This window comes from Pseudomonas sp. Root329 (assembly GCF_001424925.1).
Lineage (GTDB): Bacteria > Pseudomonadota > Gammaproteobacteria > Pseudomonadales > Pseudomonadaceae > Aquipseudomonas > Aquipseudomonas arabinosi.
Window position 1 is genome coordinate 130,928 of sequence record NZ_LMCV01000003.1, and the last position, 15,178, is coordinate 146,105.

At 57.4% G+C, this 15,178-nt stretch carries 12 protein-coding genes; 4 read left to right on the forward strand and 8 right to left on the reverse strand.

Annotated elements, in window-relative coordinates:
* From ASC74_RS05595 to ASC74_RS31810, 3 genes are all read right to left on the reverse strand, one after another.
* A complete protein-coding gene (locus tag ASC74_RS05595; protein WP_056739931.1) occupies positions 1-1,131 on the reverse strand; it encodes a LuxE/PaaK family acyltransferase in 1,131 nt (376 codons plus the stop codon).
* 21 nt (positions 1,132-1,152) lie between these two features.
* On the reverse strand, positions 1,153-2,394 hold the full coding sequence (locus tag ASC74_RS05600; RefSeq protein ID WP_056739933.1) for an MdfA family multidrug efflux MFS transporter: 1,242 nt from the start codon (positions 2,392-2,394) through the stop codon (positions 1,153-1,155).
* A gap of 274 nt (positions 2,395-2,668) precedes the next feature.
* Entirely contained in the window at positions 2,669-2,806 is a 138-nt protein-coding gene (locus tag ASC74_RS31810; protein WP_008155215.1) for a hypothetical protein, read from the reverse strand.
* Positions 2,807-2,962: 156 nt separating this feature from the next.
* Here ASC74_RS31810 and ASC74_RS05605 point away from each other — a divergent pair, with 156 nt between their 5' ends.
* Positions 2,963-3,151: a hypothetical protein gene (locus ASC74_RS05605; RefSeq protein ID WP_028620074.1), complete on the forward strand. Its 189-nt coding sequence runs from the start codon at positions 2,963-2,965 to the stop codon at positions 3,149-3,151.
* A gap of 19 nt (positions 3,152-3,170) precedes the next feature.
* Here the strand turns inward: ASC74_RS05605 and ASC74_RS05610 are convergent, their stop codons facing one another.
* Positions 3,171-3,542, reverse strand: coding sequence for a hypothetical protein (locus ASC74_RS05610; protein WP_056739935.1), 372 nt, complete (start codon positions 3,540-3,542; stop codon positions 3,171-3,173).
* Positions 3,543-3,786: 244 nt separating this feature from the next.
* Here ASC74_RS05610 and pvdQ point away from each other — a divergent pair, with 244 nt between their 5' ends.
* The gene (gene pvdQ, locus ASC74_RS05615) at positions 3,787-6,132 is read left to right on the forward strand and encodes a bifunctional acylase PvdQ (RefSeq protein ID WP_056739937.1); all 2,346 of its coding nucleotides are present in this window, start codon (positions 3,787-3,789) and stop codon (positions 6,130-6,132) included.
* Positions 6,133-6,189: 57 nt separating this feature from the next.
* Here the strand turns inward: pvdQ and ASC74_RS05620 are convergent, their stop codons facing one another.
* Both ASC74_RS05620 and ASC74_RS05625 read right to left on the reverse strand, forming a co-directional pair.
* Entirely contained in the window at positions 6,190-7,191 is a 1,002-nt protein-coding gene (locus ASC74_RS05620; RefSeq protein WP_056739939.1) for a FecR family protein, read from the reverse strand.
* A 98-nt stretch (positions 7,192-7,289) separates the two neighbouring features.
* Positions 7,290-12,116, reverse strand: coding sequence for a dermonecrotic toxin domain-containing protein (locus ASC74_RS05625; RefSeq protein WP_056739941.1), 4,827 nt, complete (start codon positions 12,114-12,116; stop codon positions 7,290-7,292).
* Positions 12,117-12,347: 231 nt separating this feature from the next.
* On the opposite strand from ASC74_RS05625, the gene ASC74_RS05630 reads away from it, so the two are divergent.
* Positions 12,348-13,388 (forward strand): Ldh family oxidoreductase, encoded by a 1,041-nt coding sequence (locus ASC74_RS05630; RefSeq protein ID WP_056739943.1) that lies wholly within the window; start codon positions 12,348-12,350, stop codon positions 13,386-13,388.
* 94 nt (positions 13,389-13,482) lie between these two features.
* On the opposite strand, the gene ASC74_RS05635 is transcribed toward ASC74_RS05630, so the two are convergent.
* Positions 13,483-13,800 carry a DUF883 family protein gene (locus ASC74_RS05635; RefSeq protein WP_056739945.1) on the reverse strand — a complete coding sequence of 106 codons (318 nt, stop codon included), beginning with the start codon at positions 13,798-13,800 and terminating at the stop codon, positions 13,483-13,485.
* Between the two features lie 165 nt (positions 13,801-13,965).
* Between ASC74_RS05635 and ASC74_RS05640 the strand changes: the two genes are divergently transcribed.
* Positions 13,966-14,217: a hypothetical protein gene (locus ASC74_RS05640; RefSeq protein ID WP_008155229.1), complete on the forward strand. Its 252-nt coding sequence runs from the start codon at positions 13,966-13,968 to the stop codon at positions 14,215-14,217.
* On the opposite strand, the gene ASC74_RS05645 is transcribed toward ASC74_RS05640, so the two are convergent.
* The gene (locus ASC74_RS05645; RefSeq protein ID WP_056739947.1) at positions 14,192-15,127 is read right to left on the reverse strand and encodes a LysR family transcriptional regulator; all 936 of its coding nucleotides are present in this window, start codon (positions 15,125-15,127) and stop codon (positions 14,192-14,194) included. The two genes, ASC74_RS05640 and ASC74_RS05645, sit on opposite strands and share 26 nt — an antisense overlap.
* Between the last annotated feature and the right edge of the window lie 51 nt (positions 15,128-15,178).

The window sequence follows — 15,178 nt, forward strand, 5'->3', positions numbered from 1 at the left end:
TCAAGCCCCTCCCAGCAATTCGGAAGCCGCCATGGCGCAGCTGCGACTGGCGGTGGTGCCAGCGCGTCCGTGCAGCTCGAACCAATCGGTCGTCAGGCCGCATCCGCAACTGGCGCCAGGGTGTAATGTCGCCAGATCGCCCATGACCACAGCGTGAGCAGGGCTTGACGAAATGTACGGGGAGACGAATTCCAGCAAGCCGCGCTGGCCGTATGGCTGGACCGTGAAATCGGATGGGTTGCGCACGAAAACCTTCGAGTAAATGGGGGCATGAAAATGATGGTGGGCACATTGGATATAGGGCACGGCATGCTCGACGGCACCGTAACCATCCCGACAGCGGGACAGGTCGATACCCAATTGCCGATTGATTCGGGCATACAACTCAAGCAGGGGAATCTCTTGTGCTGCCTGGGTTTTCCAGCCGCCACCCAGAAACACCAATGACTGGGCGGGCAGCTTGAGATTCGGTGCGCTGGTGTTTTCCATGTGCTGTAGCGCATGGGAAAGGAACGCAGGAAATCCGAGAATCCGCACAGGTAAGCCCTCGTCGGCAAACTCTTGCAAGGCGCGAACAACACCAAACAGGTCGAACTCGTGTCCGTTACCTGTCAGGCGCAATCCGTAGACGACTCGATTGATGGGTGCATAGCCGCAAAGAAACTGGTCGGTGTAAGCGGTGCCCAAGGTGATGGCCGCCTCGGGCTCGTAGCTCAGGAGCAAATAATTGCAGGGGCTGTCCGGCGTATCCCAGCCGTAATGCCGGAAAATGTGGCTCACCATGCCTTGGGCCGCTGCCATGCTGCGAGGGTCATAGCGCATGCGACTCTTCTGGCCGCTGGTGCCGGATGAAGTCAGCTCCAGCGCGCCTTCGCCGGTGGGGCCGAACAACACGTGACGTTTGAAATAGTTGGCGAAAATCGGTGGCAACCTGGACCAGTCATCCAGTGTCTCCAAGTCCGTTGTATCGAGCCCGTTGGCGTTTAGCCAGCGTTCGTAGCCAGGCGTGTGGTGACAATGAAACAGGCTGATTTCCCCCATCGCCTGGTCGAACAGGCCGTCGGGCACTGAATCCAGGCAATAGGGTTGCGTTAACGCGCAGAGCGCATCGGTGTGGGGTAAATGGATCATCAAAAGACCTACGTTGTGGTGTCAGACGGCAAGCGCGATGTGAGAACGCCGCAGAAACAGCCGCAGAGGAAGCAGGCAAAGAAGCCCTGCAATACCAGCCATCAGGGCAAAGGATTCGTGGCTAATACCGGCGCCGGCTACAGCGATAATCGAGCCGCCACCGCCCATGACGGCGATCGAGATCATGCCGATCATGGCCGAGACCAGACCTTTGCTGTCGTCGCTGGCGAACAGTGCAAGCCGGTACAGCGCGGCATTGCTCATGCCAAGGCCAACGGCGTATAGCGCCAGGCAGCTGATCAGCACGACTGTCGAAGCACCGTAGAAGCTGGCGGCGACTAGCGCGATGAGCCCGCCGCAAAACGGCCAAAGCGCGTATCGAATCAATTGTGGCAATTCAGTGCTGGCAATCAGTCGGTTGAGGATCAGGTTGCCGAGAATGACCGCCGCAAATACCGGGATTTGCCACAGGCCGTACTGCAGCGTTGAAAGCCCTTGGTTGTGGATCAGCAAGAGCGGCGCCAATCCGATCCAGGCAATCAACGGCAGGCTCATCACGCCCAGCGCGACAGCGGCACAAAGGAATCGCGGGTTAGTCAGCAACGCGGCATAGCGGCGCAGGGTGCCGTGCCATTCAAAGCGCACAGGTTCCAGTCGCTGACCGTCGTGGCGCAGGGTGCCCACGGTTTCCGGCATGAACAGGTAAAGCCCGAGCCAGACCATCACGCCGCCGAGACCCAGCAGTAAAAACAATTCCCGCCAGGACAACCACTCCAGCAGCAGACTGCCGAGCAACGGCCCCAGAAGCGGGGAGAGCAGCGCAACGTTCCCCAGCAATGCCATGATTTTGACCGCGTCGGCTTCGCAGAAAACTTCTTGCAGGGCCGGGTAGCTGACCGCGATGACAAACCCCAACCCCATACCCTGAATCAGTCGCAAGCCGTTGAACGCATAAATGCTTTGCACGTTGAACGCGGCGGCACAGGCCAGGGCGAATACCGCACAACCGATGAGCAACATCCGGCGGCGGCCGAAGTGATCAGACAGCGGGCCAATCAGCCATTGCACAAGCATGCCGCCGGCCAGATAAAGATTGAAGGCGTAAGGGACGTGATCAGGACTGGCATCTAGTTGATGGGTGACGGTCAACATGGCAGGCATGATCATGTCGCTGGCCATATAAGTCAGCAGTTCGAATAAAGTGATTGCAAGGCAAAAGCCAAACAAATGGTGGGGGCTGATATTGATTAAAGGCTTGTGCATGGCATCCCTATTCTTGCTCGAAGTTTAATAGCGGGTTTATTGCGATGCACCGAGAGTAATCATCGAATATGAATAGCTCAAATGGACGATTAAGACCGAAAGCTTCAATGGTTATCGCTATGTTTCGATGTGCACAGGGATGGAAACAAGAAGTGAATACCCATGTACGAAAAATGCCCGCGACAGGGCGGGCATTTGTTCAGTCGTTATTGGGTGGGGTATTTGCCTTACGAATGAATGTTCATTTATTCACGCTTTATGCCACAACCAACCGTTATCGATGCTGGTAATAACCCGGCCCGCCACGGTCGTAATGGTGGCCGCCGTGCCAGCCGCCGTGGGGGAAAACGATGCAGCCGCTCAGGGTCAGGAGAGCGAGCAGGGGAATCAGCAGTGTGATTCGACGGAACATTTCAAAATCCTCATGGTTATCGCCGCTATGAAGCCAAATCTCTTCATCGGCTGTAACATGAGACCCCGTTTGTAGCGTCCCATCCCCGGAGAAAGGTAGGGGCTTGGCATGCGTTCTGATACAAATCGGATACATTTTCAGGTTCAGGAACTCGCAATGACTCAGTCGCAACGTTTGAAATACTCGATTCTGATCTCCCTCGTGGTGTTGGGGATCATGTTCGGCCTTTCGTATCTGCAAAACACAGGCGTCATCAGCGAGAAGCTGTTTCAGTACATCGCCATCGGCGTGGCGGTGATCGTGGTGGTGATCAATGGCGTGATGCGTCGCAAGGTCAAACCCTGAACGACGCACCTTATGCGGATCACTCGCGTTGGAGCATGGCTGCAGCGTGCGGATGCAGGCTGTAGCTTTTGTCCGGATTGAGCGTGATAACGCCCTCGCTGCACAAGCGTTTCAACACTTCCCGCACACTGAGGAAGGACAGGGGGATATCCAGGTCCAGCAAGTGGCTGTGCAGGCCGCGCACGCCAAGGCTACGGTCGCTTTCGGCGGCGGTCAGCAAGGCGTCGATGACTTTGAGGCGGATCAGACTGGTTCGCAGACCAAAGCTCTTGAGGAGCAACCTGATCCGCTCGTTGCCATTGCGCTCACTGCGTTGACTAAAAACACTGGAGCCCATGGCAGAGCCCTTTGGCGCATCGCTACCGTCCGTTGGCAGTTGCGTGTTGTACATGCAAAAACTCCTTTTCCGAGCCGGCCAGGAAATGTGATGGGTGCTCTCATTCAATAAGACGTACGAGCAGGGCAAATAATGAAGCCCCGAATGTAGAAATTTTGTCGCCATCACGTCAGCGGCCTGTGAGATACCTGTGAAACGCGCCTTTCGGGGGCTAAATTTTTGTCATTTGTTTCGTTCCTAGGGGAAGGCGCAGTGCGTGTATGACGCAGGGTGTTTGTCTTTTCGATCAGGAGCGAGCGTGATTATTTCCAGGCAGTTAACCCGGTTCAGCCTTGCAGGCGTGTTGGTGGGCTTGAGTCTTGCGGCAAACGCACGCAGTCAGCCGGAGCAGGCGAGTGCCGACATTCGCCGGACCAGTTTCGGTGTGCCGCATATCCGTGCCGACAACGAGCGCGGGCTCGGTTATGGCATTGGTTACGCCTACGCTCAGGACAACCTGTGCCTGCTGGCCAATGAGATCACCACCGTGAACGGCGAACGTTCACGCTATTTCGGCCCGGATCAGTTCACCGTCGAAGAACGCGAAAACCTGGTCAGCGATCTGTTTTTCAATTGGCTGAACACGCCACAGGCCGTCGAGGGTTTCTGGCAGGCGCAAACCCCGCCAGTGCGCGATCTCATCGAAGGTTATGTGGCGGGCTACAACCGTTCGCTGACAGAGCGTCGGGCGCTGGGTTTGCCGTCGCAGTGTCAGGGCGACTGGGTGCGCGAAATTACCGCCCAGGATCTGGTCAAGTTAACGCGACGTCTGTTGGTCGAAGGCGGAGTAGGGCAGTTTGCCGAAGCCTTGGCCGGCGCGGCGCCCCCCAAGGCCGTTACTCATGTGGCAGGCGACCCCGTGTCGTTCCAGGTGGCTGCCTCGCGCATGCAGCGTTTTGCCCTGGATCGCGGCAGCAATGCCGTGGCAGTCGGCAGTGAACGTTCTTTCAACGGCCGGGGAATGTTGCTGGCCAATCCGCATTTCCCTTGGGTAGGCGGGATGCGTTTCTATCAAATGCACCTGACCATTCCCGGCAAACTGGACGTCATGGGCGCGGCGCTGCCGGGGCTGCCGATGATCAACATCGGTTTCAACCAGCACCTGGCGTGGACCCACACCGTGGACTCGTCCAAGCATTTCACCTTGTATCGCCTGCAACTCGATCCCAAGGATTCAACCCGTTATCTGCTCGACGGCAAGTCATTGCCGATGAAGAAACAGACCCTGACCGTGGACGTGAAACAACCGGATGGCCAGACCAGACCGGTTTCTCATGTGGTCTACAGCTCGCAGTTCGGCCCGATCGTGCAATGGCCCGGAAAACTCGACTGGGACAACCAGTTCGCCTACAGCCTGCGCGACGCCAATCTGGACAACGACCGGGTCTTGCAGCAGTGGTATGCAATGAACCGCGCGGTCAGCCTCAAAGAGTTGCAGGCCTCGGTGCACAAGATCCAGGGGATCCCGTGGGTCAATACCCTGGCGACGGATGATCAGGGGCAGACGCTGTACATGAACCTCTCGGTCGTGCCGAACGTCAGTGCCGACAAACTGGCCAAATGCAGTGATCCGCGGGCCGGGTTGCAGATGATCGTCCTCGACGGTTCCAACAGCGCGTGTGCATGGGACATCGACCCGACGGCTGCGCAAAAAGGTATTTATGCGGCAGACAAGTTGCCACAGCTGTTGCGCAAGGATTTTGTGCAGCACTCCAACGATTCGGCCTGGATGGCCAACCCGGCGCAACCGCTCACCGGTTTTTCGCCACTGATCAGCCAGGACGGCCAGCCATTGGGGCTGCGCTCACGCTTTGCACTGGATCGCCTGAATACGTTGAACAAGGCCGGCCCAATAGCAGCGGCGGATCTGCAACACATGGTGATGGACGACCAGGTGTATCAGGCAGCTCAAGTGATGCCGGACCTGCTGCAGTTCTGTGCGGCGGCCCTGGGTTCCGATGCGCCAGCGCTCGCGCCGCTGTGTGCCAGTCTCAAGACCTGGGATCGCAGTGCGAATCTGGAGAGTGGTCTCGGGTTTGTGCATTTCCAGAATGTCATGGTGTCGCTGCAGCAAACGCCTGATCTGTGGCGTGTGGCGTTCGATCCGAAAGACCCGCAACACACGCCGCATGGCCTGGCGATCGATCGTCCGGAAGTCGCAAAGGCGGTTCGCGAAGCGATGCAGGCGTCGGTAGCGCAGGTCAACAAAATGGGGCTCAAGGCTGATAGCCGCTGGGGCGATATTCAAGTGGTCAGCAGCGGTGGCCAGCAGACGCCGATTCACGGTGGACCTGGCACTCTGGGGGTTTATAACGCCATTCAGAGCGTGCCGAGAACCGACGGTAAACTCGAGGTCGTCAGCGGTACCAGTTATTTGCAGGTGGTGACCTTCGATGACAAGGGACCGCAGGCCCAGGGGCTGCTGGCTTATTCGCTATCCAGTGACCCGGCCTCCCAGTACGCCAGAGATCAGACCGTGGCATTCTCCAGGAAGCAGTTGAGTGTGTTGCCGTTCACCGAACAGCAGATCACGTCCGATCCGCAGTACCAGGTTCAGACAATTCGCGAGCAGGATGAAAAAGCCGGGAAGGTGGCCGCACAGTAACGCTGAAGATGCTTGAACCAGGAAATGAAGGCCGCACCCCGCAAAGGGTCGCGGCTTTCAGCTTTTTGGGGCTTGTTGCGGAATGGAATTGAGGACCGGATTGCCATCTTTGTTGCGGGTCAGGTAGACCGGCAATACCTTGGGCAGGGACGCCACCAGGTTGTTGAGCTCTTTGATGTTGTAGATGCCGCCGATACGAATCGAGCCGGTACTGTTGTCGGCCACCATCACCGGTTTGCTCAAGTAACGATTGATCAATGGCAGTGCGTCGGTCAGCGCCAGATCATCGAGCACCAGTTTTCCGCTGCGCCACGCCAGTGAGTTGTCATTGTTGTAGGTCTGACTGATCCGGGGAGTGAAGTCGCCGCGTCTGAAGCTCGCCTGCATCGCGGGCTCAAGGCGCAAGCCGTCTCCCGTCAGGGCATCATTGCTGCTGACCAGCACCGAACCTTCAATCAGGTTCACGCGTACCTGATCTTCATACATCCAGACGTTGAACTTGGTTCCGGTGACCCGAATCCTGCCTTCGGCGGCTTTGACAATGAAGGGGTGTCGAGTGTCGTGACTGACGCTGAAGAAGGCTTCGCCTTTTTTCAGCGTGATCCGACGTTGATCCTTGTAGTTGCTGAACGTCAGCTCACTGCCCAGATTCAACTCCACCTGACTGCCGTCGCTCAGGGTGACCTGGCGGACATTGTCGTTCGCCTCGAAATGTTGGTAGGAATTGGGTAGCCAGCCCAGGTTCCAGCCGCTATAGGCCGCCAGTGGCAACGCCAGGGCGCAAACCGCCGCTGCGATACCGAAGGTGCGCCAAGGCGTAGCAGGTTTGGCGCGGACCATCGGGACCACGGTTTCTGGACGCGGCAGGTCACCCGCGACATCCCAGATCTCCAGCATGGCCTCGTACTCGAACGCGTGAAGCGGATGAGCGTCATGCCATTGCTCGAACGCCAGCCGCTCTTCAGCAGTGCAATCGTTGGCGTGCAGACGCATGCACCAATGCGCAGCGGCATCGGTGACAGCGTCATATTCGGCTTGCGAGAGAGGGTTTTCGGTCATTGACTCATCCTGATTTCGTGCATTCTAACCTTGTGAGGAAGTCTGCGAGAACAACCGTCATGGCATTTGCCCATCAAACTGGCACTTATTTTCAAAACTCATGGGGTGCTGGTGTGCAGTTGGCGCCCCATATGGCTGATGAGCCATGCAACGCTGTCGGCGTTGCCGAGTTGCACCTTGAGTCTGACCAGTGGATCTCTCTTGAAAATGTTGCGGGCACCGCTCAGGTTTTCTCCGCCGGTCAAGGTCAATATATGTTTTTTTACCCGATCAGTATTTTCATATGAAGTGCTGCCCGGATCCTCCCACACACCGGTATCAGGATCCTCGGTCATGAACAATTGAGTAAGGGGGGTCTTGATCGAAAGTGCGGTGTCCTGAAGCGTGGTCAATGTGTCCTTGAGGTTACTGGCGGTTGCGCTGGTCGTTTTAATCAGATGGGAAAATGGTCTGCTGGAATCGAGGTAAGCAATGTCTTCGGTTTTGCAGACGAGATGGGAAAGCTCATGAATAAGGGTTGTAGCTCGAGCATGGGTGTTGATAGGGAAGGCAGAGTCGGAAAGATGTTTGCGGTAGAAGTCGAAACCGGTGTCGAAGAACTTTTCTGCCAGATAAATTTTCCGCTTTGCATCCGTTGGAACGGTGAAGCCGAATGTAGTTGCCGCGCCACTGACCAGCCTGCCGATTGCAAAACGATCGGTCTTCGGTTTTCTGAGTGAGGGGTCCAACAACGCCGCAAACATGTCACCCAAGATTTTTTCAAGCTGCTCCACATGTGCGGACTGCACTTGCGGTACGTCAATGAAATCCATGATGAGTTGATGCACGGGGGTAACCGTGGTGTCGGATGACTTCAGCAATTGCAGGTTTTGAAAGCAGTTCCAGGCATAGGTGGTTGCCAGGTCCAACGCTTCGTCAATCTGACGGGCCTTTTGCGGAAACAGTCGACGGATTTCGGGCATTCCATTGGCATCGACGTTCATGCCCTCCCAAACCGAATAGGCGGTGCGCAACCGATTGCCGATGCTGAAACGGGGCGCTGGCGTTTCCCGATCCAGAACCCATTGTTTCGAGACGTTCTGACTCAGCCGAGGACCGCGAATGTGTGTGTCGGTGATGCGCCAGCGTGTGCCGAGCTTTGCGACCGGATATACCTTTCCTTCAACCGGTGCGTAGGTTTTTTTTGTCGTCGGATGGGTATAGAGCCCAAGACTTGAGTTTAATGTGAGCGAACTCAGATCGACGTCGTCGATGCTTTCATGACGCTTCAACTGCGTACGTTCGGGGGCTGTAATGGCAACGTTCTGCCATTTGAACCGGGTATCGGGCGTTTCTGGCGCAGGTGCACTTGGCGTAGAAGATGGCTTCGCTTGCGCTTCCAGCAATTGCCGCAATGAGGCCAGTTGTGCAATGCCGCTGATGAACTCCTTTATCGCCGCCCCCCATTTGTGCGTTTGAAGGTCTTCGGCGGACTGCTTGATGTCTTGGTAACTGCGCCACACCGTGATCGGGTAGGCAAGCTTGCCCGTCAAGAACGTAAATGCCTCCTGCAAATCCTCACCCAGCACATGCTTGATGGTTGCCCATTCACCCTGCTTGTTGTCATCGGTCTGACATCCGAGCAATCGGGTTAATAACCCGACGTTGTCGTTGAACAAGTGTTTGAACAGATTCCCCTTGATCGGATTGGACGCCAGCGTCACTTCGGGGAGGCGGTTACCGGAGGTTGCCATCCTGTACTCAAGCAGTACCCGATCAGGCTGCGGGAGGTTCATGAGCACCCAATCGAGTAGACCGCCGCGAGTCTTCAGTTCAGTCAGCAGTTGTGTTTCATTCTTGTATTCTTTCACCCCGTGCCTGGGACTGTGAGGCGCGAGAAGGACCTGTGGCGCTGCGCTATCGGCCGATGAGCCGATCAGATAGACGCCTGGTACTTTGATCGTTTGCCCGCTCTTTATACCCAGGAATTCAAGTGGGCGGATGATCGCGTGGGCACCATCGACTGCCGCGCGAGCGATAGCGTCAGGCATGTCCATGACTTGGCGTATCAGATCAAACCCTGTCTCGCTCAGGCGCTCCTGCAGTTTTTCCGTGTGGGCGTAATGCATCAGCTGCCAGGGTAATTGCGTGTAAAACCGCTTCCTGCGGTCCGCTGCGTTTGCCTGGGTGTCTGCAAAGGCTTCGTTCAATGTTTTCTGCTGATGTTCGCCCAGCTTCAAGTTTCGTATCAGGTCTCTGATGTAGCTTTGGTCCATCTCCTCGGGTATCACGGTGCTATCCAGCGACACCCGACTGAAATGGGTTATGTCCAGATTCTTGAAGTGAGTCAATGCAAAGTCGGTCAAGGTTTGGGTGCTGGCCGCAGACCTCGGCCGTGCGCTGATCAGGATCTGGACCTTGTCCGGATCGATGTCGAACTTATCGGCCTTGAGTTGTTGTTCAAGTGCATGGTGAGCCGTGCGCGCCAGGGAGCGTATGCCGGTGAGGTAGTCCTGGTCGTCGGTGACGTTGTTGAGGTATTGCTGAAGCAACTCCCCATGCAATATCTGATCTTTGATGGACGCTTTGGCCAGCCATGCCGGCAGTTTTTGCTGAGTGGTCAGGGATTGGGCAATGTCCGTCGCGCGGTCTAACCCGGTCATCGGTTGGCGTAAAGCCACCCGCTTCAGAAGACTGGCCAGGGTCGTCGCGGGGAGCTTTGTGGCCAGCGCACGGGTGACGCACGCCTGGTCCAGCTGGACATAGGGCTTTTGCACCTGATCGAGAAAATGCTGATCTATTCGCTGTAGTGGGGCGAGGGTGTAGTGCTTGCCAGGCAATCGCTCGCTGCGTCCAAGGTTCTCCAGAAGTGAGGTGCGATCATCGTCGTCTTTGAGGCGTCGCCCCAGCTCGGTCAGCAGCGGTGCCAACGCCTTGTAGGCTTCAAATCCCGACGCAGGCGTCCACAGAATCGCCTTGCCCGAATGCAACGGGTCCAGGCCACCTCGTTCGGTCAGCACAAAACAACTGGCCAGTTTCAACGGGTCAGCAGAGTCGCCTGCCTTCAGTGCCAAGGAAAATACGTCCGGCAAAAAGCCGTTCAATGCCGCTCGCTGCAAGCGTACCGGCGTATCAAGCACGGTTTTGATGATCGCCTGTTCCGTCGCACCCAGGGTGCGCATGACGGTGTGCAGCTTCAATTCACTGCGCAATGCCGTTGACAGGGTATGAGTGAAACTCGATTGCAGGCTCCCGAGTGACGAATTGACGATACGCTGCGCTTCGGCAATCGTGCGGGTGGTTGCGGGAATGACCGGGTGGTTTTCGAGGAGTTGGTCGAGCGCCACCTTAACGGAGGAGAGTCGGGCCAGTTGCTCTTTGGCCGACTCGGCACGAACGGTGGCCGGTTGCGCGCTCCAGCGCTGGTCTGCATGTGTGCTCCAGCGTCCTGCGGCATCGGCCGCCAGCAGTCGATCGTCGATCAGTCCCCGGACATCCAGTGCCTTGTCGATCAAGGCATGGGGATCCTGTGTACCTTCGCTTTCACGGTAACGACGCAGCGCGTGGGACAGGTTCTCCCGTTGTTTGCCAAGGATGTCGTCCATCAATTGTTCAAACACCGGGCAGATGATCGGTTCACCGACAATGACGCGCTTATCCGGCTCCAATGAAAGAAACGTGCCGCGTTCGTCAAAAGACATGAAGTTGAACAGCGTGTCTTCGTGGCCTTCGCTTTTCATCATCTCCAGGACGATTTTCCTGACAGCGGGCAGGTCGTTCGTCGCCTCGATGCCTCTGGACTGGGTGTACAGAAAGCCCAGGGTTTCGCGGCTGCCGATCATCAAGGTCGAGGCCAACTGCGCGTAATGCTTGAAGGGCGCGGTGATACGCACTTTTTCGATGCGAAGAGGATCGACGGTTTCAGGTTCGAGGCTGACATTCATCAGTCGCAGGTATTCCTGCGTCGTGAGAACACCTTGCTGACGCTGAAGCAAAAGCTTCACGTGAAAGGTATCGCGCAAACCCTCGGCAAAAAACGCCGAGCGTGACTGTCCGTTGCTCATCGTTGTGTTCCAGAACGTCTTGAGCAGGCTTTGCAAGTGAGGGGTAAAACTTTGCGCGATCTCTTTGACTGCGCTTTCCCAGGCCTGGTTATCGGCGTCGCTGCTCACACTGTGTTGGGGATTGGAAAAGACTCTGGAATCGCCAGTCGGCCACTGGTTGGTCAGGTAGAAATGCAGCAGGGCATCGCTCAGTGAATGCGAGGAAAGCGTGTGCTGGTAGTCCCTGTCGTCGAAGGTTGAAATCGTCCTGACAAAGCTCTTCAGTCGAGTAAGGCGCTGATCCAGTTTGGGGAACGGTTTGTACAACGCGTTTTTGAGGGTCTCGTCCAGCATCGATTGCAGCGTTGGCAGCTTGACCAGCTCGCCCATCATCGTCTTGATGTTCTGAGCCTGATTGCGCTCGAGGGTGAGCTCCTGGTCCTGGAACACCGCACCTGCGATTATTTGCGTGGCAATGTCTGGCGCAGTGGCGGCGGGTAAAGCGCTGCGTTGTTCGATGGAGAGAAAGCGCAATAACTCACGCTTCCCAGTGGGCTGTGCCAACCACTCCTTGAGCTTACTTTTGAGGTCGTCCATGTCCGCGAATTTGATCAGGCCTTTCCACGGTGTGTAGAGCGTGACTTCTCCATCGTTGGGCTGGCTCATGGCAAAAGCGCCGGCTAGGGGGATATCGAGTGCATCAGGCACGCTTAAAAGCAGCTGATCGACGTGCATGGGCTTGCTATTGGCGATACGGATTTCATGCGTCGCCAGATAAACAACCTGCAACCACTTCAGGTCATCAAGCGTGAAGGACAGTGCCTTTTCGCGTTCACCGGGCTGTCTGGCTTTGGATGCAAGTTCTGCCTCGTCGAAAAAATACGGCAGTGGGGAAGCAATCATGGTTTTTCCTCGATGTGCTGCGATCGGCGGGTAATCGCCGGTCGTTGGATTGAGGAAAAACAGTACGGTCAGTGGAAGGCTCGGGTGCGGTACATATTGCTTGAGCCGAACAGGCTGCCGAGACTTGACAGAACGCCGGTAGAACAGCGCTTAATCGACAACCGTTTTGGGTTGCCCTGCAACCTCGCTTCACCCTGTTGCCCGTACTCAATAATAAAACTGGAGCTTCAGATGACCGCAACGCCCGAAGTGGCCGTCAGTTCGAACACTCAAACGCTCGATTTCGACGCGCTCGTTCTTTTGCTTGAGCAGATTTTTCAGCGCCATGGCACCTCCGCCGATGTCGCCAGGACACTGGCCCTCAACTGCGCCGGCGCCGAACGCGATGGCGCCCATAGTCATGGCGTGTTCCGCATTCCCGGTTACGTGTCGACGCTCCAGAGCGGCTGGGTCAATGGCCAGGCCGTGCCGGTGGTCGAGGACGTGGCTTCGGGCTTTGTCCGGGTCGACGCCGGTAATGGTTTCGCTCAGCCGGCCCTCGCGGCAGCGCGCGCACTGTTGGTGGAGAAGGCCCGCAGTGCTGGCATTGCGGTGCTGGCGATTCGTAACTCCCACCATTTCGCCGCCTTGTGGCCGGATGTCGAGCCCTTCGCCTATGAAGGCCTGGTGGCGCTGAGCGTGGTCAACAGCATGACCTGCGTGGTGCCGCACGGCGCCGATCGTCCGCTGTTCGGGACCAACCCGATTGCGTTCGCCGCCCCTCGGGCTGACGGCGATCCGATTGTCTTCGACCTGGCGACCAGCGCCATTGCCCATGGTGATGTGCAGATCGCCGCACGCAAGGGCGAGCGTTTGCCGCCAGGCATGGGGGTGGACGGTCTCGGCCAGCCGACCCAGGACCCGAAAGCGATTCTTGAGGGCGGCGCATTGCTGCCGTTTGGCGGGCATAAAGGTTCGGCGCTGTCGATGATGGTGGAGCTGTTGGCGGCGGCGTTGACCGGCGGCAATTTTTCCTTCGAGTTCGATTGGTCGAACCATCCGGGGGCCAAGACGCCGTGGACTGGCCAACTGTTGATCGTGATCGACCCAAGCAAGGCGGCCGGGCAGAATTTTGCCGAGCGCAGCCAGGAACTGGTCCGGCAGATGCACGGTGTGGGGCTCAAGCGTTTGCCGGGGGATCGACGTCACCAACAGCGGGCCAAGTCCAGCACCGAAGGCATCCAACTCGATGCTCAGACGTTGGCGAGCTTGCGGGCATTGGCCGGGCTCTGAGTCCTGCATACTCTCAGTCTGCATAAAAACCGGGCATGAAAAAGGCGAGCTGCGTGCTCGCCTTTTTGCTGGGTACTGATTAAAACCGGGTCGCTTAACGCCGACCCAGCAACAACCCGACTACCAGGCCAAAACCGGCAGAGATCGCCACGGTCTGCCACGGATGACCACCGATGTAGGTTTCAGTGGCTTCGACCGCAGGTTTGGTCCGGTCACGAACGCGGGTGACGGAGTCCCGCGCCTGTTGAAGTTTCTGGGCGATCTGCCCACGAAGTGTGTCCGCTTCCTCTCCGACGAGCGAGGCACTGCTTTTGAGCAGCTTTTCCGACTCTTCGATCAGAGCCTGAAGTTCGCTGAAGGCTTGATCCTTGATCTGGTCTTCGGCGACTTGTGCGGCGGTTTTCCGGGCCATTGAGGTACTCCTTGCAGATAAATGGACAGTGAACAGTGGAGTCTGCCGTCAGCGAAAAAGTTGCAGTGGATTTTAGCGTTGAGCCAACCCTGACGAAAAATCCTGAGTCGGACATTTCTTCCTACAGTGTAAGATGTCGCCTATTTTACGCAGCAGGTAACTCCCATGAGCTTCAATCTGGCCGACAAACCCCTTGCCGAGCGCGCTGCGCTGGAAGATGAGAAATCCCGTCTGTTCGATCTCTGGCAAAGCAACCTGGGCAAGTCCAAGGGCGAGGCCGCACGGTTGTTTGGTGAACGCGCCAAGCGCAAAGGCAAATGGGCCGAGTGGGTCCGTGCCGAACTTGACGGCATGTCGCCCCCGGAATTCGCGAATATGGTGCGCAGTGAAGTCAATCGCCTGATGGCTGCCAAGTAGCGCTCGCGAAGCTCGCGACAATCGCTTCCCGTACTTTCAGCACCACCGGATCTAGCTGAGTACTGGTGCGCCAGCCCAGTTCGATAGGGTATCGCGGCAACGCCAAAGGGCAGGGCAGCAGCGCCAGTCCGCTGAGTGAGGCAATGCTTTGCGCCGCATGGGCCGGAATGGTCGCCACGGCCTGACTGCCCTTGAGCAAGTGCGGCAACGCGGCAAAGTGTGTGGTCGAAGCGCATACCCGCCGACTCAACCCCAGCGCCGCCAGCCCCTCATCGGTGATCCCGATAAAGCCGCCCGACGACACCAGAATGTGTTCGCGGGCAACGAACTCATCAAGGCTGAGGGACTGCTGTCCCTCGGCCAGGCTGAGCGGGTCCACCAGACACAGATAACCGCCTTCTCCCAACACCTGACGGCTGAGCAAGCGCTCGGCAAACCCGCCGGCGGTGATCGCCAGATCGATGCTGCGTTCCATCAACGCCTGAGCGACGATCTGGCTGTGAGTCTGACGAAAGATCAGCCGCAGCTTCGGCGCGACGCGGGCGATTTCTTCGATCAGCCGGCGCCCATAAGCGATTTCGAAATCATCGGACATACCCACGGTCACCGAGCGCCCGTCGTAATGGTGGGCGGCCGGATCGACCATCGCCAGGCTCTGCCGGCATTTGTTCAAGGCATCGCTGACCACCGGTTTCAACTGGTTGGCCTTGAGCGTGGGCGCGAGTCCGCGGCCGGTGCGCACGAACAACTGATCGCCATACACCTCGCGAAGCCTTCGCAGTGCGGCGCTGACGGCTGATTGCGTCACGCCCAGACGCAACGCGGCCCGGCTGGCGCTGGACTCTTCATGCAGCGCTTCGAAGACTTTCAGCAGGTTGAGATCGACGGTGGCGATATTCATTTGGTTCATATCATTCAGCAGTGAATGGGGCTTTATTGATGATCCCGTGGCGCCTGAGAA